The sequence below is a fragment of the Micromonospora sp. NPDC127501 genome (assembly GCF_040302185.1).
In the GTDB taxonomy this organism is placed as follows: domain Bacteria; phylum Actinomycetota; class Actinomycetes; order Mycobacteriales; family Micromonosporaceae; genus Micromonospora.
On the sequence record NZ_JBEORJ010000005.1, the window covers coordinates 146,246 to 168,797 of the forward strand.

Consider the following 22,552-nt stretch of genomic DNA (forward strand, 5'->3'; position numbering starts at 1 on the left):
CGCGATGACCTTCCACTGGTTCCTGCCCACCTCCGGCGACGGCGACCAGGTCGGTGCCGCCACCGTCACCGCGGGCGCCGCGAGGCACGACCGGGCCGCGACGGTGGCCTACCTGGCCGAGGTTGGCCGCGCCGCCGAGACGAACGGGTTCACCGCCGTTCTCACCCCGGTGGGCGCCGGCTGCCCCGACCCGTGGATCGTCTGCGCGGCGGTCGCCCAGCACACCGAGCGGCTCGGCATGCTGGTCGCGGTCCGGGCCGGTTTCGCGCTGCCCACCCTGATCGCCCAGCAGGCCGAGGCGTTCCAGGCCGTCTCGGGTGGCCGGCTGTCGCTCAACATCGTGACCGGGGGCGACCCGGCCGAGCAGCGGGCGTACGGCGACTTCCTCGGGCACGACGACCGCTACGCGCGCACCGGCGAGTTCGTCGAGGTGCTTCGCCGTGCCTGGGCCGGCGGGCCGTTCGACTACGCCGGAAAGCACTACCGGGTCGACGGCGGTGGCCTGGCCACCCCACTCGCCGCGCCGCCGCCGGTCTACTTCGGGGGCGCGTCCCCGGCTGCCGAGACGGTGGCCGCCCGACAGGCCGACGTGTACCTGATGTGGGGTGAACCACCGACGTCGATCGCGGCCCGGGTCACCCGGGTCCGGGCGCTCGCCGCCGAGCAGGGCCGCACCCTGCGCACGGGCCTCCGGCTGCACGTCATCGCCCGGCCGACCAGCGCTGAGGCGTGGGCCGAGGCGGACCGACTGCTGGCCGGGATGAGCCCGGAGCGGATCGCCGCCGCCCAGGCCCGGTTCCGCCGGATGGACTCGGTGGGTCAGACCCGGATGGCCGCGCTGAACGCCGGCCGCACCGACGGGCTCACCGTCGCGCCGAACCTCTGGGCCGGCGTCGGCCTGGTCCGCGAGGGCGCCGGCACCGCGCTGGTCGGCAGCTACGCCGAGGTCGCGGCCCGCATCGACGAGTACGCCGCGCTCGGCGTCGACGAGTTCATCCTCTCCGGCTGGCCGCACCGTGAGGAGGCCGAGCGGGTCGGCGCCGAGGTGCTGCCCCTGGTGACGGCCCCGGTCGCGGCGGCTCCGGGAAGGTCGCGGGTGGCGGAGGTGTCGACGCGCTAGGGTCGACTCCGTGGCGGCGCGGAGATCCAGAATTCCAGCGACGAAGTATCCGGTCGAGCGGTTCACCCTCGACAACGGCCTGCGGGTGGTGCTCACCCCCGATCGCAGTGCCCCGGTGATCGGGGTGGCGGTGGTCTACGACGTCGGCATCCGCTCGGAGCCGGAGGGGCGTACCGGCTTCGCCCACCTCTTCGAGCACCTGATGTTCCAGGGCTCGGAGAACCTGGAGAAGCTGGCCCACTTCCGGCACGTGCAGGGCGCGGGTGGCACCTTCAACGGTTCCACCCACCTGGACTACACCGACTACTTCGAGACGCTGCCGAGCAACGCGCTGGAGCGCGCGCTGTTCCTGGAGGCGGACCGGATGCGCGGCCCCCGGCTGACCGAGGAGAACCTGCGCAACCAGGTCGACGTGGTCAAGGAGGAGATCCGGGTCAACGTCCTCAACCGGCCGTACGGCGGCTTCCCCTGGCTCACTCTGCCGCCGGTCATGTTTGACACCTTCCCGAACGCCCACGACGGCTACGGCTCCTTCGACGACCTGGAGTCGGCGACCGTCGCCGACGCCGCCGACTTCTTCCGCCGCTACTACGCCAGCGGCAACGCCGTGCTGGCCGTCAGCGGCGACATCGACGTGGCCGAGGCGACCGAGCTGGTCACCCGGCACTTCGGCGACGTGCCGGCCCGACCGGCACCGCAACGGCCCGACTTCACCGAGCCCGACCTGAGCGCCGAGCGGCGCACCTCGTACACCGATGCCCTGGCACCGCTGCCGGCGGTGGCCGGCGCCTGGCGCGTGCCCGACCCGGTCACCGACTTCGGCGGCTACCTGCCGTACGTGGTGCTGGCCGAGGTGCTCACCGACGGCGACGCGTCGCGGCTGGTCGAACGGCTGGTGCAGCGGGACCGCATGGTGACCAGCCTCGGCGGATACCTCGGTTTCATGGGCGACCCGTTCGACGTCCGCGACCCCACCGCGCTGCTGCTGCAGGCGCACCTGCCGCCCGGTGGCGATGTGGACAAGGTGCTGCGCACCATCGACGAGGAGTTGGACCGGCTGGCCACCGACGGGCTGACCGACGGTGAGCTGGCCCGCACCCAGGCCCGGATGGCAACCCACCTGCTGCGGGACACCGATGCGGTGCTCGGTCGGGCGCTGCGGATGGCCGTGCTGGAGCAGCAACGCGGCGAACCGGGTCTGCTCAACGAACTGCCCCGGCTCGTCGGCGAGGTCACCGAGGAGCAGGTCCGGGCCGCCGCGGCCACCCTGCGCCCGGAACGCCGGGCCGCCATCGAGGTCATCGCCGGAGGCGCCCGATGAGTGTCACCACCGCTCCTGCCGCACCGCGTACGCTGCCGCCGCTCGGGCCGACCCGCAAGCTCAAGGTGCCCAAGCAGGCCGAGCGCACACTGCGCAACGGGCTCACCGTGATCGCCGTACGCCGGCCCGCCGTACCCCTGGTCGAACTGCGGCTCTGGGTGCCGTTCGGCCGGGTCCACCTGGCCCGCGGCGCGATGCTGTCGCAGACCATGCTCTCCGGCACCGAGTCGATGACCAGCGTGCAGATCGCCGCCGAGTTGCAGAAGGTGGGCGGCGGGCTCTCCGCGGGCGTCGACCCGGACCGGCTGATGCTCTCCGGCGCCGGCCTGGTCACCGGTCTGGACCGGATGCTGGAGCTGCTGGCCGAGGTGCTGACCGGTGCCAGCTACCCCAGTGACGAGGTGGCCACCGAACGGGACCGGCTGGTCGACCGGATCCAGGTGGCGCAGAGCCAACCCTCGCACCTGGCCCGGGAGGCGCTGCTCAAGCGGATCTACGGCCGGCACCCGTACGCGACGCAGACGCCGGAGCCCGGCCAGATCCGCGCCGTCCGACCGGCGGCGCTGCGCACCCTGCACTCGGAGCGGGTCCACCCGACCGGCGCGCAGTTGGTGCTGGTCGGTGACGTGCAGCCGGAGAAGGCGCTGGACGCGGCCGAGCGGGCACTCGGCGGCTGGTCGGGTGCCGGGCGTGTGGCCGAACTGCCGGCGACCCCGCCGCTGGAACCGGGGCCGCTGCTGCTGGTCGACCGGCCGGGCTCGGTGCAGTCCTCGCTGCGGATCGCGCTGCCGGCGGTGTCGCGCACCGACCCGGACCACGCCCCGCTGCAACTGGCCAACCTGATCTTCGGCGGCTACTTCTCCTCCCGGTGGGTGGAGAACATCCGCGAGGACAAGGGCTACACGTACGGCCCGCACTCGGTGATCGAGCACTCCGTCGCGGGGTCGGTGCTGGTCGCTGCCGCCGACGTGGCCACCGAGGTCACCGGCCCGGCGCTGCTGGAAACGACGTACGAGCTGGGTCGGTTGGCGTCGCTCCCTCCGAAGCCCGAGGAGTTGGAGCAGGCCCGGCAGTACGCCCTGGGCACCCTCCAGCTCGGCATGTCCACCCAGGCCGGGTTGGCGGCGTTGACCAGCGCGTACGCCGGCAACGGTCTGCGCCTGGACTTCCTCGCCGAGTACGCCGCGAGGTTGGCGAAGGCGAGCATCGACGACGTCGCCCAGGCGGCGGCCCGCTACCTGGCCCCGGCTCGGGCGGCGATCGTGGTGCTCGGCGACGCGGAGCGGGTAACCCCGGGGCTGGCCGCGCTGACCACGGTTCAGACCGAGCAAGAGGCGTGAGCGAGCGGAGCGAGCGAGCCATGGGGGTCAGCAGCGGGCCGCTTCACGGCGGCGTGCAGCGAAGCGGAGCGCCGGCGTGAGCGGGGAGGCGGCGCCGCCGTTGGCGCGGTCCACGCTGGATCGGGCCGCGCACCGGCGGGGTGACTCGCAGTGGTTGACCGAGGCGTGGTTGCGCGCCCGGGTACTGCTGCTCGACTCGACGGACGACGGTCGGACGCTGGCCCGCACCGAGACGTCGCCTCCGACGTTGGTGCTGTTCGGTGCGGCTGACGTGCCCGCCGGGTCGGAGTCGATGGCGATGTTCCTGGGCGTCGAGCCGGACGGGGTGCCGGTCTTCGCGGTCGACGCGCCTCTTCCGGCGATCCCGGGGACCCGGGCGGTCCACCTCCGGGAGGTGGGTCACCTGCTCGCCGACCGGGAGGCCGGCATCTTCACCACAGCGTTGGCGCTGGTCAACTGGCACACCCGACACGGTTATTCGACGAGCACCGGCGCGCCGACCGCGATGGACGAGGCCGGTTGGTCGCGGGTGGACCGCAACGGTGGGCGGATCTGGCCGCGTACCGACCCGGCGATGATCGTGCTCGTCCATGACGGCGTGGACGGCCCGGACGGTCGCTGCCTGCTCGGCAACAACGCCGGCTGGCAGGGCACCCCGGGTGGTCGCCGCTACTCCTGCCTGGCGGGCTACGTGGAACCGGGGGAGTCGGCGGAGGCGGCGGTGCTGCGCGAGGTCCGCGAGGAGGTGGGCATCGGGGTCGAGCGCATCGGGTACGTGGGCAGCCAGGCCTGGCCGTTCCCCGGCTCGCTGATGCTGGGCTTCCTGGCCACCGCGAACCCGGCCGAGCCGGTGCGGGTCGACCCGTCCGAGATCGCGTACGCCCGGTGGTTCTCCCGCCGCGAGATCGGGGCGGCGTTGGCCGGGCAGACGGTGGACGTGGGCGACGGGGCTCAGCTGATCCTGCCGCCTCCGTCGTCGATCGCGCTGTTCCTCATTCACCGCTGGCTGGACGGCTGGGTGGACGCCGACCGCTGAGCACGGTCCCGGCCCGTGGCCGCCGTTGCCGCGGCGGTCACGGGCCGGGAACACGGGCCGTCGTGGTCGGCGGGTGCGAGTAACGCGGCGGGGGAGCCGGTCCGACCACGACGGACGACCTGTGGAATCAGGTGCCGGTGCGGCCCGGTCTGTGTCGGAAGGCGGGCCGCGACTCGATCAGCGGGAGGACCTTGACCCGCTGCTTGCCGGCGCGGACCGCGCCGACGGTGGCCAGGGCGCGGGCCAGCAGCAGCGCGGCGTCCCGGTCCTCGGCGTGCACGATCTGCCGGCGCGGTTCGGGCGTGGTCGTCTCGTCGCGAAGTCGGTGGCCGTCCGCCCAGGCGGCGGCGATGTCCCCGTCAGCGACGGCGCGGATGTCGGTGCGAACGATCAGGAACCGCATGAGGGTCTCCGGATGAACCGCGACGGATGAGCCTGTGTGGAAGTTCCACGTATCCGAGGGCCATGTTACGCCCCGTGTTCGTCCCAGCAACTGAAACGCGCCTATCGGTTTCGAGCCTCGTCCGATCGGCGGATGGCTGCTCAGCGGGGTCGCCGGGTCGCAAAGCGACGGAGTTGGCGGGCCGCGAGCGACCGAGGCGGGGGGTACGACGCGACGGGGCCGCCGGCAGTGCGCCGACGGCCCCGTGCCAGTCACCGGATCAGTTCAGATCGAACTGGCCCTTCTTCGCCCCGGTGATGAAACCGAGCCATCCCGTGCGGTTGAACAGCAGAACCGGGCCGCCCCGGTCCTTGCTGTCGCGCAGGGCGACAGCCGACGGTCCGGTGGCCAGCGGGGCGACCTCCACGCAGTTGGAGGTCTGGCTGCGTGTGCTGGTACGCCACGGGGCGTCCGCCAACGAGTGGGCGGAGACGGACGGCGTGTTGCGGATTTCGTTCATGGTTCTGCTCCTGATGTGCAGCGATCCGATGGGACGAGTGGTGCCGCACGTCCCGACGGAGGGTCCCCCGTGGATCACCGGTCCGTCAGTCGCCCTGATTCCCGGCGGCGTTGGGTCGGCGCCGTTGCCGGCCCGAACGCCACTGTGGATGGGGGCGCCGCCTCGGTCAGCCGTCCCGTCGCCTCGATCAGCCAGGAGAGGGTGTCCGAAGCGTCAAGTGCCGCCGTGCATAGCCACTCGAACACCACTTTATAGCGATTTAGTGTGATTGAGTCGGTCGACATGACGTCGGTGAAGCCACCTTCGATGGCCAATGTCTCCGGATCGAGGGGATCGGCGAACCGATAGACCGAGAACGCGGTCGGCGGAAGGTACCAATTGCCGATCGGGGTGTCCCTGGGCAGCACGTGCAGGGCCACGTTGGGCAGGAGCGCCAACTCGCAGAGCTGAAGCAGCTGTTCGTGCAGCACCTCCGGCGGCCCGGCCCGGCGGCCGAGAGCGGCCTCCTCCAACACGGCGGTGTAGCGGGGAGCGTGCGGCTCGCGGGTCAGCAGCGACTGGCGGGCCAGCCGTGCCTGCACCTCGGTATCCGGCTCGTCGCCGGGCTCCGGCTCGCCCGCGCCGGCGTTCACCTGCCGGGCCGACACGATCCGGAGCTGGGCGTACCCGGGGGTCTGCAACAGGCCCGGCACCAACACCGGGTTGTACTCGGAGATCTCCGCGCAGCCCGCCTCCAACTCGGCCCAGCCGCGCTGTTGCTGCGTCATCACCGGGAAGTTCTTCAGCCAGCCGCGCATGTCGCCGGCCTCGTTGGTGATGCCCAGCAGCTCGTCGTGCAGCGCCTGGTCGGCGCCGTAGAGGTCGAGCAGGTCGCCGACGTCCTGCGGGTCCGGTCGGCTGCGGCCGTTCTCCAAGCGGGACAGTTTGGACGCGGAGGCCCAACCGATACGCTCGATGACCTGATCGCCGGTGAGGCCCGCGGCCTCACGTAGGCGGCGCAGCTCGATGCCCAACCGGCGACGACGCAGGATCGGGCTGGGTGCGGCAGGAGGCACAGTGTCCTCTTTTCCCGTCGACCGCCGCAGACGCGACGGTAACTGTATGAAATTCGCCCCCCACGGTCAGTATGGACGGCGCGACCGGTGTCGGAGGTTCCGGCGAGGGCGTGTCTTGCGAAAATCGCACCACGGGAATGCCGGATGACGACGGACCCGCGGTCGCGGCCCGTCGACCTCGCCCACCCGGGCAGCCATCCCGCCGGAGGGACCCATGCGCACGATCCTGCGCCGACCCGACTTCCGCCTGCTCTTCGGCGGCCTGCTGGCCAGCATGACCGCCGAGTCGATCCTGCTGCTCGCACTCGCCATCTGGGTCAAGGATCTGACTGGCTCGAACGGGTTGGCCGGTGCCACGATCTTCGCGGTCATCGCGCCGATGACGCTCGCGCCGCTGGTCGGCTGGGTCGTCGACCGCCACCCGCGCCGACCGTTCTTCGTGGCCGCGAACGTGCTGACCGCAGCCCTGCTCGCTCCGTTGTTCACCGTCCGCGACGCGGGCGACGTCTGGGTCGTCTATCTGGTGGCCGCCCTGTACGGACTCTCGTCCATCACGCTCGGCGCGGCGCTCAGTGGGCTCATCCGCGAGATGGTGCCGGTCGAGTTGCTGGCCGACGCGAACGGCGTGCTTCAGACCGTACGTCAGGGGATCCGACTGGTCGGCCCGCTGGTGGGCGCGGCGCTCTACGCGGCGCTCGGCGGCTGGGCGCTGGCCGGAATCGGCATGGTCGGATTTCTGACCGCGGCGGCGGTGGTCACCGCGCTGCCCACCCCGCAACAGCTGCCACCGGCCGTACGGTTGCGGTGGCCGGCCGAACTGGGCGCCGGTCTGCGGCACCTGGCCGGCGAGCCGGCTCTGCGGCGGGCCCTGCTCGGTTACGGGCTCGGGTCACTGGTGATGGGCTTCAGCGAGTCGCTGATCTTCGCCTACGTCGACCAGGGGCTGAATCGGGATGCCGCGTTCGTGGGGGTGCTGGTCACCGTGCAGGGCGTCGGTGGGTTGCTCGGTGGACTCTGCTCACCGACGCTGGTCCGCCGGCTCGGAGAGGTCGGCACGCTGGCCGCCGGGGTCGCCTTCTTCTCTCCGGCCGCGCTCGCGCTCGCGTTCCCCGATCTGCGGCTCGGGTTCGCGGCGGTGCTGCTGGCCGGGGTCTCGCTCCCGCTGACGATGGTGGGTCTGCACACGCTGATCCAGCGCCGCACGCCGCCCTCGCTGGTCGGCCGGGTCGCCGCGGCCACCCAGGCGGTGGTCAGCGGGCCGCAGGCGATCTCGATCGGGGCGGGTGCCCTGCTGGTCGGGTTCCTGGACTACCGGCTGCTGTTCGCGCTCGTCGGGGTGGCCACCCTGGCCGCCGGCAGCTACCTGTGGCGGGGCCGGCACCTGAGCGCCCCGACCGGGGCCCGCCCGCCGATTCCGCCCACCCGCCCGACGCTCCCGGCACCTCGCCGACCGGTCGAGGACGCCGACCGACAGGGCTTCTCGGCACCCACCGACCGTGGCCACCCGTTCCCGAACACGACGAGCGGCCGCCCCGGGTGGGGCGGCCGCTCGTCGAGAATGAACCGGCAGATCAGGCGTTGAGCGTCTCCAGGTGCTGCTTCACCTGGGTGATCGAGGGATTCGTCAGGGCACTGCCGTCGGCGAAGCGCAGCGTCGGCACCGTCTGGTTGCCGCCGTTGACGCTCATCACGAACTCCGCGGCCTTCGGGTCCTGCTCGATGTCGACCACCTCGTACCCGATGCCCTCCCGGTCGAGCTGCGACTTCAGCCGGTGGCAGTAGCCGCACCAGGGGGTGGAATACATCGTCAGCATCCTCGGATCCTCCAACTCCTCCGGCCGCGGCTTGCGGATCAAGCCGAGGCTGTTCGCTGCAACGCTGGGAGGAGCTGAGATGATTCCTGGTTGTGGTGGTTCACTCAGGGTCGGAACAGGTGCTCGCCGGGCTGGACCCTGAGCAACGCGCCGCCGTGACCGCACCTGCCGGCCCGGTCTGCATCCTGGCCGGCGCCGGCACGGGCAAGACCCGGGCGATCACCTCCCGAATCGCCCACCGGGCGCTCTCCGGGGAGATCTCCCCCCGGCACGTGCTCGCGGTCACCTTCACCGCCCGCGCAGCCGCCGAGATGCGACACCGTCTCACTCTGCTCGGGGCGCACGGTGTCCAGGCGCGGACCTTCCACGCCGCCGCGCTGCGCCAGGTGCGGTACTTCGCGCCCCGGCTGCTGGCCGGCCGCGCCATGCCCGAACTGCTGGACAGCAAGGTACGACTGGTCACCCTCGCCGCGGCCCGGGTCGGTCTGCGTACCGACCGGGCCGCCGCCCGCGACCTGGCCGGCGAGATCGAGTGGGCGAAGTCGTCGCTGGTCGAGCCGACGGACTACGTGGTGGCCGCGGCCCGGGCGCTGCGCGACACACCGCACGAACCGACGAAGGTCGCCGACGTGTTCACCGCGTACGAGCAGCTCAAACGGTCGAACGGCGTGATCGACTTCGAGGACATGCTGCGGGCCGCGGTGTGGGGCATCGAGGAGCACCCGGACGTCGGCGAGCAGATCCGCAGCCAGTACCGGCACTTCGTGGTCGACGAGTACCAGGACGTCAACCCGCTCCAGCAGCGGTTGCTGGACGCCTGGCTGGCCGGCCGCAACGACCTGACCGTGGTCGGGGACGCGAGCCAGACGATCTACTCGTTCACCGGGGCCACCTCGGCGTACCTGGTCGACTTTCCCCGCCGGCACCGCAATGCCACAGTGGTGCGGCTGGTCCGCGACTACCGCTCCACCCCGCAGGTGGTCGGGCTGGCCAACGCGGTGATCTCCCAGGCTCGGGGCACCGAGGCGCGCCTGCGGCTGGAGCTGAGCGGGCAGCGCCCGCCCGGCCCCGAGCCGGACCTGCGGATCTTCACCGACGAGCCGGCCGAGGCGAACGCGGTGGCCGCGCGCTGCCGGTCGCTGATCGACGCGGGCACGCCGGCGAAGGAGATCGCCGTGCTGTTCCGCGTCAACGCGCAGTCCGAGGCGTACGAGAAGGCGCTCACCGAGGCCGAGGTGCCGTACGTCGTGCAGGGCGCGGAGCGGTTCTTCGAACGGACCGAGGTGCGCCAGGCGATGGTCGCGCTGCGTGCCGCCACCCGCTCGATCCCGGGCGAGACGCCGCTGCCGGCCGCCGTCGTCGAGGCGCTCACCGCCGTCGGCTGGGCCCCGGACGCGCCCCCGGCCGGCGGCGCGGCCCGCGAGCGATGGGAGGCGCTGTCCGCGCTGGTCCAGCTCGCCGAGGAGTACGCGGCCACTCCCGAGGTCGTGCCGATCGGCGAGGCCGCCTCGGTGGAGCGCCCGGTCACCCTCACCGACTTCACCGAGGAGTTGGCGCGCCGGGCCGCACAGCAGCACGTGCCGACGGTGGACGGCGTCACGCTGGCGTCCCTGCACTCGGCCAAGGGGTTGGAGTGGGACGCGGTCTTCCTGGTCGGCCTCGCCGAGGGCACCCTGCCCACCACGTACGCCAAGACCGTCGAACAGGTCGAGGAGGAGCGCCGGCTGCTCTACGTCGGGATCACCCGCGCCCGGGAGTGGCTCTGGCTGTCGTACGCCACCGCGCGCTCGCCGGGCGGACGGGCCCGGAGGCCGTCGCGGTTCCTGCCCCAACTGGATCGCTCCGGCGGCACCGAGCGGGCGACCGGTGGCGCCGGTCCGGCCCGCAGTCCCGAGCGACGGCGAACCCAGATCGTCTCCTGCCGGATCTGCGGCGCCACCCTGCTCGCCGGCCCGGACCGCAAGCTCGGCCGCTGCCCCACCTGCCCGTCCGACATAGACGATGAGCTGCACGAACGGCTGCGCGAGTGGCGGCAGCGGGTGGCCGGTGCGCAGAAGGTCCCGGCCTACGTCGTCTTCACCGACGCGACGCTTGTCGCGTTGGCCGAGCGCCGACCGGGCCGGTCGGAGGAGCTGATCGCCATCGCCGGTATCGGCCCTCGCAAGCTGGGTCTCTACGGGGAGTCGGTGCTGGCCCTCGTGGCCGGTGCCGGGGTGGACGATGTCTGCCCGGAGAAAACTTTCGAAATCTCGTCGTAAATTCGTTTGCCCTCGCCCCGGCGCGAGGAATAGCCTCAGGACACACCACGCGAGCGGCGCCATTCCGGCTGCTCACGAGGTCGGTCCAGTCGATTCGAGGAACGTGAGGGAGGTGGCACCCGTGAAGATCTTCACCTATGAGCGTCTGGCGGCGATGCCGTCTGTCTGCGCTCCGCTGTCGGCTGTCCGGGTGGCCCTTGCGGCTGCACGACCGTCGGTTCCACAGGTGCACCAGGTTCAGGCCGAGCTGATCCTGACCGTCGCGCCCGCTGGAGTCGAGGGGACCAGTGGCTTCACGGGCAATGGCATCCAGGTCGCCAAGAAGCGCATGGATGTCCGCGGCGTTCCACCTCGAGGTAAACCGGTCTGACCATCAGACTCCGGCTCACCTCGAGGCCGCGGAACCCGCTTACCGGGATCCGCGGCCTCAGTTTTTTGCCCGCCGTAAGTACGTCGGAATGCGATCCACGAGATCGAAGTGAGAGAGAGGTGACCGGGAGATGAGTCTGGCGTTGGCCCCCCTCGACATGAGCGTCGAGATGGAGGCGAACCTGCCCTGCCGGAAGTTCGACCCCGACCTGTGGTTCTCCGACTCGCCCACCGAGCTCGAGCTGGCCAAGTCACTCTGCGGGGACTGCCCGCTGCGTGTCGAGTGCCTGGCCGGAGCCGTTGAGCGAGCGGAGCCCTGGGGCGTCTGGGGCGGCGAGATCTTCGAGCGTGGCGCGGTTGTCCCGCGTAAGCGGCCCCGTGGCCGTCCGCGTAAGGAGGACGTCGCCCGTGACGCCGAGCTTCGGGTCGAGGCCGAGGCGCGCCTGGCGGCCAGTGGGCTGTCCGAGGTGCGTGGCGCGGTCCGGCTGGCAGCCTGACATGTTCCCGACCCGTTCCAACTACGCCGGTGGCACACCGGCAGTGAGTGAGAAAACGATGTTGACCGTTCCGAGTGGAGCCTTCGAGATGCAACTACTCCACGAAGCGTTGACCAGGGCTCGAATGCGCCGGCCTCAGGCCGGTCGTACCACCACGAGCACTGAGGCAGCCCGATCCGCCCGTACCGTCGCCATGACCAGCCGCAACCAGGCGGCTCGCGACCTGGGCGTTCTCTAGTACCACCCCACGCAGAAGGGCGGGTGCCGACCGGCACCCGCCCTTCCCCATGTCGTCAGGCGCCCGGGTCTCGACGTGGTCAGGCGACCGGGGCGAAGCCCGGCAGCCAGCGCTCCAGGATGCTCCGGTAGGGGGCTTTCGCCTCCAACTGGCAGAGCACCCCGATCGACCCGAGCGTCACCCGGTGGATCAGCAGGTACGACGGTGGCAGGTTGAGCCGCTTGCTCAGCTGGTACGTGGGGGAGCGGGGGCTGGCCAGTCGCCCCGCCTCGGCCCGTAGCCAGGCGCGGGTGAACCGGAAACCGTCCGCCGCGATGGGCTCCAACATGGGGCGGATGAAGTCGAGCACCCCCTCGGCGTCGATCTCCTCGGCCGAGCCGATGAACCCCTCCGACCGCAGCCCCGCCACCACCTCGTCGGCATCGCCGCGCAGTGCCGTCGCGGCGATACGACCGATCGGCTCGGGGGTGCCCTCCGGCATCCGGGCCACCGCACCGAAGTCGATCACCCCGAGCCGGCCGTCGGGCAGCAGCCGGAAGTTTCCCGGGTGCGGATCGGCGTGCAGCAGCCCGGCCCGCTGCGGTGCGGAGAGGTGCAGGGTGGCCATCAACCGACCCGCCTCGTCCCGCTCCTCCTCGGTGCCCTCGCGGATGATGTCGGCCAGCGGAGTGCCCGTCACCCATTCGGTGACCAGCACCCGGGGCGAGGCGTTGACCACTTCCGGGATGAAGATCTCCGGGTCGTTGGCGTACGCGGCGGCGAAGGTGCGCTGCGACTCGGCCTCCAACTCGTAGTCCAACTCCTCGGTGATCCGTTCGCGCAGCTCGGCCAGGAGTGGCTTGACGTCCAGGCCGGGCTGGATGGCCCGGAACATCCCGCCCAGGCGGGACAGCTGCTTGAGGTCGGCGAGCAGGGCGTCGCCGGCCCCCGGATACTGGATCTTGACTGCCACGTCCCGGCTGTGCGGTGCGCCCGACGCGTCGAAGCCCGGCTCGCGCCAGCGCGCCCGGTGCACCTGGCCGATGCTGGCGGCGGCCGCCGGGACGTCGTTGAACTCGACGAACAGATCCCGCCAGTCGGGGCCGAGCTGCTCGGCCAGCACCTTGTGCACGCTGGCGGCCGGCAGCGGTGGCGCCGCCTCCTGCAACTTCGTCAGCGCCTGCCGGTAGGGGGCGGCGATCTCCTCCGGCAGTGCCGCCTCGAAGACCGACAGCGCCTGGCCGAACTTCATCGCCCCGCCCTTGAGCTGGCCCAGCACGCTGAACAGCTGCTCGGCGGTGCGCTGCTGAATCTCCGCGGAGATCACGTCGGAGGCGAGCCCGGTGACGCGCTTTCCCATCCCGAGAACGGTCCGGCCGGCGAAGCCGAGCGGCAGGGCGGCGAGCTTGGCGGTGCGGGACACGGCGCGGCGCGGGATGTCGGTCACACGGTCATTGTTACCGACCGGAGGGCCCCGCTGCTGCTCTGCGGCCGGGCTGGTGCGGACACTCGGCCTCGCGAGCACCCACACGCCGGGTGGGGCGGCCAACCCCGACGACGGAAGCGGCCGGCACCGGTGATCTCCATGGCGCCACCCAGCGTCTCCGGCTGGCCGCCGTCCAGCTGCGTCAGCGCCTCGGCCAGGGCGTACCCGCAGGCGACGAGCAGCGTGCCGGTCGTTGCGGCGGCCACGGGCTCGGCGGCTGCGAGTTGCGCGGCGAGCCGGGGCCAGTCCGGGTCGCGGTCGGCCCGGTGCAGCTCGACGCAGTGCAGGCAGGGCCCGGCGGGTGGGCGGACCAACGGCCCGATCACCGGTACGCCCTCGCGGAGTGTGACCAGCAGGTGCGGCTGCCGGCGCTGGGCGAGACCGGCGGCGAGCAGCGCCGGAGGCCGGTCCATGCCGAGCTGGATCACCAGGTCGATCCGCCCGGCGCGGCTCGGGCTGGTGCCGGTGCCCGGTGCGGCGCGGTTGACCGCGGCCCGTACCGCTGGGGCCAGCGGGCGACCCAGTTCGGTGGCGGGGATGCCCGTGCCGATCAGGTCGACGGGGCGCACCGGGCCGGTGAGCTGGGGAATCACCTGCCCCACGCCGGCCTGGGCCAATGCCACCGTCAGCGGCCCGCCGAGCGCCCCGGCGCCGGTGAGCAGGACGCGGGCCGCCCGTCGTTGACGAATGACCTGCGCGGGGGTGCCGGGCAGTCGGGCCGCGGCCAGGGCCAGCGCGCCGGCCTCCGCCGCGAGCCGGGCGCGGACCGGGCCGGTCAGGTCGCGGGGGAGCAGGCTGTGCGCGGGCACCAACAGACCGGCGACCCGCAGGGTGTCGAGCAGGGTACGCGCGTCGTCGACGCTGACCTGGGCGGACGCTGCCTGGGTCAGCACGGTCCGCTCGCTGCGGGTGCCGTCGAGCAGGTCGAGCACGTGGGCGGCGCGGGGGTTGGCCAACTCCAGTAGGGCGGCCGGCCCAGGGCCGACGCCGAGTTGGAGGGTGTGCCGGTCCCGCCAGAGCCGGTTCAGGCCGGGCAGCAGGGTGGGGCGGGGCAGTACGGTACGGCTCATGGTCACGAATCGTGACCGTATCTTCGCGTCCAGTCGATCGTTGTCCACAGGCGGTCAGGCCGCTGTCCAGCGCTATCCACAGGATTTGACGGGTTTTCCACAGCCCCTCGCGCCTGTTGTCAGTCACCCGACAGGGCTACCGCCGCGGTGGCAGGCACTCCCGATCCGGCAACGGGGGTGGGGTGGCCACCCGGCCACCCCACCCCCGTTCACCCGTTCGGGTCAGACCTTGGCCTTGCCCAGGATGCGGTTCACTGTTGTACCGCATACCGGACACTTGCCCTTGGCCATGTTCATTCCGGTCTTCGAGACCTCGACATGCCCCTCGAAGTCCCGCTTCTCCTTGCACTTCACGCAGTAACCGTTGTAGGTCGTCTGGGCCTGGTCGGCCACGGTGCCCTCCTCGTCTCGTCCGCCGGTCAATGCCGTTCCGGCGGGGTGCCCGGCGGCGGGCCACACGGGGCGCCGGCGCTGGGTCTCAATCCGCGGCCACCTTCGTGACCGCTGGTTCGCGGACCCTACCCAGGTCTGGGCAGTTCCATGTCAGCTGTGCATCGACACTGTGAGCAAGTCGACGTCGAGAGTGTGCATGGCGAAATAGGTCGGATAAGTCAGTTTGGCGGGGACACGCCGACCAAACCCTCTCAGCCACCCGTGCGAGTGCCCCCGCAGCGGCATCCGGGGCGGTGATCACCTACGGTGGAGACGTGCCGCGCACCGGCGCCATTTCCGTTCACCAAGGGTGACGAGATGGCGCGATGGCGCTGCGGTCAAGAAATTTTCGGGACGCCTGGCGACCAATCACCATTTTCTGGGCGCGTGTCGTGCGGTTGACTCTTGCGGACCCCTGGTCAGTGGGCATTAGCTTTCCTTCGTGACACGTAGTCGAGGCTGCGCGGGCCAGTGATGGCGGGGGCGCGGAAGCCGGTCGTCGAGGTGCGGCGCAGTCAGCGTCGACGACGCACGGTGTCCGCGTACCGTGACGGTGAGCGAGTGGTCGTCCTCATCCCCGACCAGTTCTCCCGTGCCGAGGAGAGCGAGTGGGTCGACCGGATGCTCGCCCGGCTCGCCGCCCGGGAGGGGCGCCTCGCCCGGTCCGACGACGAGCTGCTGGCCCGTGCCAATCGGCTCATCGATCTCTACCTCGCCGGGTACGCCACGAAGGCGGTGCCGGCCAGCGTCCGATGGGTCACCAACCAGAACGGCCGGTGGGGCTCCTGCACGCCGGCGGACCGCAGCATCCGAATCTCGCACCGCGTCCAGGAGATGCCCGAATGGGTGATCGACTACGTGTTGCTGCACGAGCTGGCGCACCTCATCGTGCCCAGCCACAACGCCCGGTTCTGGGCATTGGTCGGCCGCTATCCCAAGGCGGAACGCGCCCGCGGCTACCTCGAAGGGGTCGCCGCCGCCTCCTCCTGCGCACCGCTTCCCACCTGATCCACACCTCCGACGCGCCTGATCGGCCTGGGTCCACTCGCCTTCCTGACTGCCGTGCTATCCGGGCTGCCGAGACACCGCGACTTCAGTGAAGCCGGGTTGATCATGCCGTCGAGCGACGCCGGGGCGGGCCGGGTGGGGTGGCTGTGTGGGGCGGGGCGCTAGGGTCGGGGAATGGCGCGACGGGTGGTGGTGGCGTTGCTCGGGCCGGTGCACTGGTCGCCGCCCGGCGTCGACCTGGCGCAGTGGCGAGCGGCGCTCGCAGAAGATGTCATCGACCTGTTCGCCACGCTCAACGAGGTGGAGGTCGCGGTCGCGGTGACCCCGGCCGACCGGGCCCTGGCCGATGCGCTGGTGTGGCCCGGTACGGCGGTGTACGAGGTGGCCGAGCCGACGCCGAACGCCGTGTTCGCCGCGCTCGAGGGGTACGACCAAGCCGCAGTGCTGGTCAGTGACGTGCCTGACCTGCCCGCCCTGACCGTCGGCAAGCTGCTCCGCCCACTCACCAGTCGGCCGGTCGCGGTGGCCCCGGTCGAGGGCGGCGGCCCGGGTCTGCTCGGGGTCGCGGTACGACTGCCCGCGCCGGACTGGCTGCCGACGCTGGAGCTGGACACGGCGACGCCTGCTGAGGCGCGCGCCAACGCCCCGCGCCCGGGTGACGTGGCGGTCACCACTGGTTGGCGACGACTGCGCGGCCCGGCTGACCTGGCCACGCTGGACCCGGCCTTCGAGGGTTGGGAAGCGACCCGCGCCCTGCTCTCCGGCTCGGGCCGACCCGGCTGAGCCGTCGGCCTGCCTGCCGACAAGACCCGAGCCGCTGCTGGCGGGCTCCGCTGCCCGGCGAGGTCCGCTGACCTGCCCGAGTTGCCGAACGCGCCGCGGGTGCCCGCTGTCGATCTGCGGGCACCCGCGGCGCAGGCCGTCGATGTGCGGGCGTCAGGACCTGGTGTCGCCCTCGCCGTCGGTCTCGTCGGACGGACCGGTCTGCCCCGACGGACCGGACTGACCGGGCTGGCCCGGCTGATCCGACTGGCCGGGGGCCTTCTCCTCCACCCCGCCGGGGGCGGTGAAGTCGAAGCTGTCCAGCTCGCTGAGGTCCATGTCGTTCATCGCGAAGGCGACCGGGTCGGCGAAGTCGTCGTCCGACGGGAGCAGGTCCGGGTGGCCCCAGACGGCGTCGCGGCCCTCGATGCCACGGTGCTGGGTGAGCGCGGCCCAGAGAGCCGCGGCCTCGCGCAGTCGGCGGGGGCGCAGTTCCAGACCGACCAGCGCGGCGAAGGTCTGCTCGGCGGGGCCGCCGGCGGCCCGGCGACGGCGGAACGCCTCGCCCAGCCGGACGACGTTGGGCAGCCGGTCGCTGGCGGCGCTGTCGACGACGTGGCACACCCAGCCCTCGACCAGGGCAAGTGCGGTCTCCAGGCGGGCCAGTGAGGCCTTCTGCGCTGGGGTGTCCTCCGGGGTGAAGATGCCCTCCAGGGCGATCGCCTGCATCGACTCGGGGTCGGTCGGGTCGACCCGGCCCATCGCCTCCTCGATCGCCTCCCGGTTGACGCGGATGCCCGAGGCGTACATCTCGACCGCGCTGAGCACATGCCCACGCAGCCACGGGACGTGCTGGAACAGCCGCTGGTGGGCGGCCTCGCGCAGCGCCACGTAGAGGCGGACCTCGTCCTCGGGCAGCTCCAGGCCCTCGCCGTACGCCCGGATGTTGGCCGGGATCAGCGCGGCCGTGCCGGCCGGGCCGAGCGGCAGCCCGATGTCGCCGGCGGAGAGCACCTCCGCGGCGAGCGAACCGAGGGCCTGGCCCAGCTGACCGCCGAAGAGCGCGCCACCGAGGGAGGCCACCATCGACTGCATCGGGCCGAGCTGGGCGCGCGCCTCAGGTGGCACCAGGTCGCCCATGGCACCGACCATCCGGCTGGCGACCGGGTCGCACAGCTTGCGCCACACGTCCAGCGTCTTGAAGATCCACTCGTTGCGGTTCCACGCAACGGGGTTCTGGATGCCGGAGGGCCATGCCGAGGCGGGCTCCAACCACAGGTCGGCGAGGCGCAGCGCCTCTTCGACCGCGTTGCGCTCGTACATCGACACCGCCGGGTCACCGGCGGCCGCGAGCTGACTGGCTGCTACCTGCCGGGCCAGGTCCCAGTTGACCGGCCCGCTGCCCGGCGCGGAGAGCAGGTGCTGCAACTGCGACATGAACTGCTGCATCTGCGCGGGATCGTTGGGGTCTGGTGGCTGCCCACCCGGGAGCGCGAAACCGAACGGAATATCAGGCACGACATCTACGGTACGCGGACCGCGCCCCAGGTAGCCGCCGCTGGCGTTGCGCTGAGGGCGAAGTCGCGCGGCGCATCCGGCGGGTGACCCGCAGCCGGTCGGTACGCTCTGCGGCATGAGACGTCGTGGCCTGACGGTCCTGCTCGGTGCCCTGTTCACCGCCCTGCTGAGCATCGGGGTGCTCCGGGTGCCGATTCCGTACGTGGTGCTGGGCCCGGGGCCGACGGTCAACACCCTCGGTACGTCCGACGGTAAGGAGGTCATCCAGGTCTCCGGTCGGGAGACCTCGACCTCGGCCGGCCAGTTGCGGCTGACCACGGTGGGGGTGCAACCCACCGTACGGTTGCGGGGGGCGATCGCGGGCTGGTTCTCCGACGACGAGGCGGTGGTGCCGCGTGAGCTGGTCTACCCGCCGGGGGAGTCGACGGAGCAGGTCGAGCAGCGCAACGCCGAGGACTTCAAGGCGTCGCAGACCAGCGCGGAGACCGCCGCGCTGCGGGAGCTGGGCTTTCCGGTGCAGGTGGTGATCAAGACGGTGGCCGGGGACGGCCCGGCGGCCGGGGCGCTGAAGGCCGGCGATGTGATCACCTCGGTCGACGGCCAGCCGGTGCCGGTGGCCGCGAAGGTCACCGAGCTGGTCCGGGCCAAGCCGGCGGGCACGGCGTTGACCATCGGCTACACCCGTGACGGCGTGCCGGCCACCGCGACGGTGACCAGTCAGGAGCAGGACGGCCGACCGCGGATCGGTGTCGAGATCGATCAGCAGCAGCCACACCCGTTCACGCTCGGCATCGACCTGGGGGACATCGGTGGGCCGAGCGCCGGCCTGATGTTCGCCCTGGGGATCGTGGACAAGTTGACCCCGGCCGACCTCACCGGCGGCCAGATCATCGCCGGTACCGGCACCATCGACGACGAGGGCACCGTCGGCCCGATCGGCGGGATCGCCCAGAAGCTGGTCGGCGCCAAGCACGCCGGGGCGAAGGTCTTCCTGGTGCCTGCGGACAACTGCGCCGAGGCGGTCCGCAATCCGCAGCCCGATCTGCCGCTGTTGCGGGTGGGCTCGTTGGACGAGGCGATGACCGCTCTGGAGACGTTGCGCGCGGGTGGTCAGCCGACGCGTTGCTGACCGGTGTGACCGTGCCCCGACACGCTCAGGAACACCCCGTACTCTGGGTGCCTGGTCGGAGCCGATCATATCGAGCGTGCGGAGCCAACAGTGGTCATGCGTAGCAGCAGCCCCCTCCCGAGGATGAGCCGGCGCGGGCGCGTCACCATCGCGGTCCTGGTCGGGGTGTTCGTGCTCTTCACCCTGCTCGGCTGGGGTGTACAGGCGTGGACCGACTGGCTCTGGTTCGACGAGGTCCGCTACACCCAGGTCTTCACCGGCGTCCTGCTCACCCGCCTGGTGCTCTTCCTCGCCATCGGCCTCGGCATGGCGGTGATCGTCGGTGGCAACCTGTGGCTGGCCTACCGGTTGCGCCCGCGACTGCGTCCGCACTCGGTGGAGCAGGCGACCCTGGAGCGCTACCGGATGGTGCTCAGCCCGCGTCTCGGCACCTGGATCTCGCTGACCGCCGCGGTGGTCGGGCTCTTCGCCGGTCTCTCCGCGCAGAACCGGTGGAACCAGTGGCTGCTCTTCCGCAACGGCGGTGACTTCGGCATCAAGGACCCGGAGTTCGGGATCGACATCGGCTTCTACGTCTTCCAACTGCCGTTCTGGCGTTACCTGCTCGGGGTCGCCTTCACCGCGGTGGTGCTGGCCGTGATCGGCGCGCTGGCGGTGCACTACCTCTTCGGCGGGGTCCGCCTGCAGGGCGTCGGTGACCGGATGAGCAACGCGGCCCGCGCGCACCTGAGCACCCTGGTCGCGGTCTTCGTGGTGTTGAAGGCGATCGCGTACGTGTTGGACCGGCGGGCCATGCTGCTGGAGTACAACGAGGGCGCCAAGTTGTACGGCGCCGGCTACGCCGACGTCAACGCGTTGCTGCCGGCGAAGGAGATCCTCGCCTACATCTCGATCGTGGTGGCGATCGCGATCCTCGTGTTCTCCAACGCCTGGATGCGGAACCTGGTCTGGCCGGGGATCTCGCTGGCGCTGCTCGGCGTCTCCGCGGTGGCCATCGGCGGCATCTACCCCTGGGCCGTGCAGACCTTCGAGGTCAAGCCGAGCGCCAAGGACAAGGAAGCGCCGTACATCCAGCGCAGCATCGACGCGACGCGGGCGGCGTTCGGGTTGGCGACCACCGAGACGACCCCGTACGCGGCGAACAACCTCACCCCACCGGGGAACCTGGCCACCGACACCTCGGTGGTGTCGAACGTGCGGCTGCTCGACCCGCAGCTGGTCAGCGAGACGTACACCCAGCTCCAGCAGGTGCGTGGCTTCTACGACTTCGGTCCGAAGCTGGACATCGACCGGTACGGGGTGAACGGCAAGGTCTCCGACTACGTGGTCGGCGTCCGGGAGATCAACTACGGCGAGCTGACCGACCAGCAGAACACCTGGATCAACCGGCACACCGTCTACACCCACGGGTACGGGCTGGTGGCCGCCCCGGCCAACCAGGTGGTCTGCGGCGGGCAGCCGTTCTTCGTCTCCGGCTTCCTCGGCGAGAAGACCCAGGAGGCGTGCTCCTCGCAGACCGAGCAGATCCCGGCCAAGCAGCCGCGCATCTACTACGGCGAGCGGATGGCGGACGACGACTACGCCATCGTCGGGCAGTCCGACCCGAACAAGAAGGCCGAGTTCGACAGGCCGGTCGGTGAGGGCGGCGGCGAGTCCTACACCTACACCGGTGAGGGCGGTGTGGAGATCGGCTCCTTCACCCGGCGCCTGCTGTACGCCATCAAGGAGCAGGAGTCGAACTTCCTGCTCTCCGAGGCGGTCAACAAGGACTCCAAGCTGCTCTACGTGCGCAACCCGCGCGACCGGGTGGAGAAGGTCGCGCCGTTCCTCACCCTGGACGGCGACCCGTACCCGGCGGTGGTCGACGGTCGGGTGCAGTGGATCGTGGACGGGTACACGACGGCGGCCTCCTACCCGTACGCGGAGAAGGTCAACCTTCAGACCGAGACCACCGACGAGTTGACCAACCGGGGCACCTTCCAGCTGGCCCGGGAGGACGTCAACTACATGCGCAACTCGGTGAAGGCCACCGTCGACGCGTACGACGGCACCGTGAAGCTCTACGAGTACGACGACACCGACCCGGTGCTCAAGGCGTGGAACAAGGCGTTCGGCGGTGACCTGGTGCTGCCGAAGGCGGAGATCCCGGTCGAGCTGACCGAGCACCTGCGCTACCCGGCGGACATGTTCAAGGTGCAGCGCAACCTGCTCACCAAGTTCCACGTGACGAACCCGGGCGACTTCTACTCGGCGCAGGACTTCTGGCAGGTGCCCAACGTGCCGGACGCCCCGGACAGCGGCCAGAAGCAGCCTCCGTACTACCTCTTCACCCAGTTCCCCGGGCAGGAGAGCCCCCGGTTCCAGCTCACCTCGGCGGTCACCCCGAACGGCCGGCAGAACCTCGCCGCGCTGATCTCCGGGTCGTACGTCGAGGGGAAGCCCCGGCTGGAGGTGCTGGAGTTGCCGGATCAGACCCGGATCTCCGGCCCGGTGCAGGTGCACCAGCAGATGACCAACAACGCGAACATCCGTCAGCAGCTCAACCTGCTCTCCAGCAACCAGGCGCAGGTGCAGTACGGCAACCTGCTCTCGTTGCCGTTCGCCGACGGGATGCTCTACGTCGAGCCGGTCTACGTGAAGAGCAACCAGCAGGACGCGTACCCGCTGTTGCAGAAGGTGCTGCTCTCGTACGGTGACGGCGGCTCCTTCGTGGCGCTCGCCGACAACATCAACGACGGCATCAAGCAGTTGGTCGAGCAGGGCAAGAAGGCCGGGCAGGGCACGTCGCCGCCGCCGACGACCGGGGGCAACCCGACGACTCCGACGCCGACTCCGACGCCTTCGGGGACGGCGGCGCCAACGCCGACCCCGAGCGCCGGCACGCCGCCGCCGACCGGTGACCTGGCTGCCGCCGCGGACCGTGTGCAGACCGCGATCACCGAGGTCCGGGCCGCGCAGACGTCGGGCGACTTCGAGCGGTACGGGCGTGCGCTGAAGGCCCTCGACGAGGCGCTCACCGCGTTCCAGCAGGCGCAGCAGGCCGCTGGTGTGCCGGGCGCCAGCCCGAGCGCCGGAGGCTGACCCGCCCGCCACCGCCGGAAGTACGTCTCGGAGCCCTCGTCGTTCGGACCGCACCGGTCCGAACGGCGGGGGCTCCGCCGCGTCCGGGCTGTGCCCTCGCTGTCACCTCGCTGACAGGCGCAGCTGGGCCGCAACCT

The 22,552-nt window shown here is 71.4% G+C and carries 19 protein-coding genes and 1 pseudogene; 12 read left to right on the forward strand and 8 right to left on the reverse strand.

The window, feature by feature from the left end; translation table 11 throughout:
- Positions 1–4: 4 nt before the first annotated feature.
- The 4 genes from ABTW72_RS13365 (at position 5) to nudC (ending at position 4,817) form a co-directional block, all read left to right on the forward strand.
- Positions 5–1,120, forward strand: coding sequence for an LLM class flavin-dependent oxidoreductase (locus ABTW72_RS13365; protein WP_350858194.1), 1,116 nt, complete (start codon positions 5–7; stop codon positions 1,118–1,120).
- 10 nt (positions 1,121–1,130) lie between these two features.
- On the forward strand, positions 1,131–2,441 hold the full coding sequence (locus tag ABTW72_RS13370) for a M16 family metallopeptidase (protein ID WP_350858197.1): 1,311 nt from the start codon (positions 1,131–1,133) through the stop codon (positions 2,439–2,441).
- Positions 2,438–3,781 carry a M16 family metallopeptidase gene (locus ABTW72_RS13375; protein WP_350858199.1) on the forward strand — a complete coding sequence of 448 codons (1,344 nt, stop codon included), beginning with the start codon at positions 2,438–2,440 and terminating at the stop codon, positions 3,779–3,781. The genes ABTW72_RS13370 and ABTW72_RS13375 overlap by 4 nt, the downstream gene beginning before the upstream one ends.
- 76 nt (positions 3,782–3,857) lie before the next feature.
- The gene (nudC, locus tag ABTW72_RS13380; RefSeq protein WP_350858202.1) at positions 3,858–4,817 is read left to right on the forward strand and encodes an NAD(+) diphosphatase; all 960 of its coding nucleotides are present in this window, start codon (positions 3,858–3,860) and stop codon (positions 4,815–4,817) included.
- Between the two features lie 127 nt (positions 4,818–4,944).
- Here the strand turns inward: nudC and ABTW72_RS13385 are convergent, their stop codons facing one another.
- The 3 genes from ABTW72_RS13385 to ABTW72_RS13395 all read right to left on the reverse strand — a co-directional run bounded on the left by ABTW72_RS13385 (position 4,945) and on the right by ABTW72_RS13395 (position 6,774).
- Complete coding sequence (locus ABTW72_RS13385) at positions 4,945–5,220, reverse strand: hypothetical protein (RefSeq protein WP_091406149.1); 276 nt, start codon at positions 5,218–5,220, stop codon at positions 4,945–4,947.
- A 259-nt stretch (positions 5,221–5,479) separates the two neighbouring features.
- A complete protein-coding gene (locus ABTW72_RS13390; protein ID WP_091406147.1) occupies positions 5,480–5,719 on the reverse strand; it encodes a DUF397 domain-containing protein in 240 nt (79 codons plus the stop codon).
- A 74-nt stretch (positions 5,720–5,793) separates the two neighbouring features.
- Positions 5,794–6,774 carry a helix-turn-helix domain-containing protein gene (locus ABTW72_RS13395; protein WP_350858206.1) on the reverse strand — a complete coding sequence of 327 codons (981 nt, stop codon included), beginning with the start codon at positions 6,772–6,774 and terminating at the stop codon, positions 5,794–5,796.
- Between the two features lie 214 nt (positions 6,775–6,988).
- Between ABTW72_RS13395 and ABTW72_RS13400 the strand changes: the two are divergent.
- Positions 6,989–8,206: pseudogene (locus tag ABTW72_RS13400) on the forward strand (MFS transporter); the annotation flags it as partial.
- Positions 8,207–8,345: 139 nt separating this feature from the next.
- On the opposite strand, the gene ABTW72_RS13405 reads toward ABTW72_RS13400, so the two are convergent.
- Positions 8,346–8,588, reverse strand: a complete 243-nt coding sequence (locus ABTW72_RS13405) for a mycoredoxin (protein WP_030337579.1) — start codon at positions 8,586–8,588, stop codon at positions 8,346–8,348.
- 92 nt (positions 8,589–8,680) lie between these two features.
- Here ABTW72_RS13405 and ABTW72_RS13410 point away from each other — a divergent pair, with 92 nt between their 5' ends.
- The 3 genes from ABTW72_RS13410 to ABTW72_RS13420 all read left to right on the forward strand — a co-directional run bounded on the left by ABTW72_RS13410 (position 8,681) and on the right by ABTW72_RS13420 (position 11,712).
- On the forward strand, positions 8,681–10,846 hold the full coding sequence (locus ABTW72_RS13410; RefSeq protein ID WP_350858213.1) for an ATP-dependent DNA helicase UvrD2: 2,166 nt from the start codon (positions 8,681–8,683) through the stop codon (positions 10,844–10,846).
- A 154-nt stretch (positions 10,847–11,000) separates the two neighbouring features.
- Entirely contained in the window at positions 11,001–11,216 is a 216-nt protein-coding gene (locus ABTW72_RS13415) for a hypothetical protein (protein ID WP_181518366.1), read from the forward strand.
- 130 nt (positions 11,217–11,346) lie between these two features.
- Positions 11,347–11,712, forward strand: coding sequence for a WhiB family transcriptional regulator (locus tag ABTW72_RS13420; protein WP_030490434.1), 366 nt, complete (start codon positions 11,347–11,349; stop codon positions 11,710–11,712).
- Positions 11,713–12,029: 317 nt separating this feature from the next.
- Here ABTW72_RS13420 and ABTW72_RS13425 read toward each other — a convergent pair whose 3' ends face one another.
- From ABTW72_RS13425 to ABTW72_RS13435, 3 genes are all read right to left on the reverse strand, one after another.
- The gene (locus tag ABTW72_RS13425) at positions 12,030–13,376 is read right to left on the reverse strand and encodes an ABC1 kinase family protein (protein ID WP_350858217.1); all 1,347 of its coding nucleotides are present in this window, start codon (positions 13,374–13,376) and stop codon (positions 12,030–12,032) included.
- A complete protein-coding gene (locus tag ABTW72_RS13430; RefSeq protein WP_350858220.1) occupies positions 13,373–14,485 on the reverse strand; it encodes a TOMM precursor leader peptide-binding protein in 1,113 nt (370 codons plus the stop codon). Before ABTW72_RS13430 ends, ABTW72_RS13425 begins: the two co-directional genes overlap by 4 nt.
- Positions 14,486–14,707: 222 nt before the next feature.
- On the reverse strand, positions 14,708–14,878 hold the full coding sequence (locus ABTW72_RS13435; RefSeq protein WP_167457767.1) for a DUF5679 domain-containing protein: 171 nt from the start codon (positions 14,876–14,878) through the stop codon (positions 14,708–14,710).
- Positions 14,879–15,391: 513 nt separating this feature from the next.
- Here ABTW72_RS13435 and ABTW72_RS13440 point away from each other — a divergent pair.
- Entirely contained in the window at positions 15,392–15,925 is a 534-nt protein-coding gene (locus ABTW72_RS13440) for a M48 metallopeptidase family protein (RefSeq protein WP_145789240.1), read from the forward strand.
- A 174-nt stretch (positions 15,926–16,099) separates the two neighbouring features.
- Positions 16,100–16,708, forward strand: coding sequence for a hypothetical protein (locus ABTW72_RS13445; RefSeq protein WP_350858223.1), 609 nt, complete (start codon positions 16,100–16,102; stop codon positions 16,706–16,708).
- Positions 16,709–16,861: 153 nt separating this feature from the next.
- Here ABTW72_RS13445 and ABTW72_RS13450 read toward each other — a convergent pair whose 3' ends face one another.
- Complete coding sequence (locus ABTW72_RS13450) at positions 16,862–18,205, reverse strand: zinc-dependent metalloprotease (protein ID WP_350858225.1); 1,344 nt, start codon at positions 18,203–18,205, stop codon at positions 16,862–16,864.
- Positions 18,206–18,320: 115 nt separating this feature from the next.
- On the opposite strand from ABTW72_RS13450, the gene ABTW72_RS13455 reads away from it, so the two are divergent.
- Together ABTW72_RS13455 and ABTW72_RS13460 are read left to right on the forward strand one after the other, a co-directional pair.
- A complete protein-coding gene (locus ABTW72_RS13455) occupies positions 18,321–19,334 on the forward strand; it encodes a YlbL family protein (RefSeq protein WP_181539400.1) in 1,014 nt (337 codons plus the stop codon).
- A 96-nt stretch (positions 19,335–19,430) separates the two neighbouring features.
- Positions 19,431–22,415, forward strand: a complete 2,985-nt coding sequence (locus ABTW72_RS13460; RefSeq protein ID WP_350858228.1) for a UPF0182 family membrane protein — start codon at positions 19,431–19,433, stop codon at positions 22,413–22,415.
- Positions 22,416–22,552: the final 137 nt, after the last annotated feature.

What these genes read in the sequence shown, in the direction of transcription:
- ABTW72_RS13365 (WP_350858194.1), top strand. Translation starts at nt 5, where the DNA reads ATGACCTTCCACTGGTTCCTGCCCACCTCCGGCGACGGCGACCAGGTC.
- ABTW72_RS13375 (WP_350858199.1), top strand. Translation starts at nt 2,438, where the DNA reads ATGAGTGTCACCACCGCTCCTGCCGCACCGCGTACGCTGCCGCCGCTC.
- ABTW72_RS13385 (WP_091406149.1), bottom strand. Translation starts at nt 5,220, where the DNA reads ATGCGGTTCCTGATCGTTCGCACCGACATCCGCGCCGTCGCTGACGGG.
- ABTW72_RS13390 (WP_091406147.1), bottom strand. Translation starts at nt 5,719, where the DNA reads ATGAACGAAATCCGCAACACGCCGTCCGTCTCCGCCCACTCGTTGGCG.
- ABTW72_RS13405 (WP_030337579.1), bottom strand. Translation starts at nt 8,588, where the DNA reads ATGCTGACGATGTATTCCACCCCCTGGTGCGGCTACTGCCACCGGCTG.
- ABTW72_RS13415 (WP_181518366.1), top strand. Translation starts at nt 11,001, where the DNA reads ATGCCGTCTGTCTGCGCTCCGCTGTCGGCTGTCCGGGTGGCCCTTGCG.
- ABTW72_RS13420 (WP_030490434.1), top strand. Translation starts at nt 11,347, where the DNA reads ATGAGTCTGGCGTTGGCCCCCCTCGACATGAGCGTCGAGATGGAGGCG.
- ABTW72_RS13430 (WP_350858220.1), bottom strand. Translation starts at nt 14,485, where the DNA reads ATGAGCCGTACCGTACTGCCCCGCCCCACCCTGCTGCCCGGCCTGAAC.
- ABTW72_RS13440 (WP_145789240.1), top strand. Translation starts at nt 15,392, where the DNA reads ATGGCGGGGGCGCGGAAGCCGGTCGTCGAGGTGCGGCGCAGTCAGCGT.
- ABTW72_RS13445 (WP_350858223.1), top strand. Translation starts at nt 16,100, where the DNA reads ATGGCGCGACGGGTGGTGGTGGCGTTGCTCGGGCCGGTGCACTGGTCG.
- ABTW72_RS13455 (WP_181539400.1), top strand. Translation starts at nt 18,321, where the DNA reads ATGAGACGTCGTGGCCTGACGGTCCTGCTCGGTGCCCTGTTCACCGCC.
- ABTW72_RS13460 (WP_350858228.1), top strand. Translation starts at nt 19,431, where the DNA reads ATGCGTAGCAGCAGCCCCCTCCCGAGGATGAGCCGGCGCGGGCGCGTC.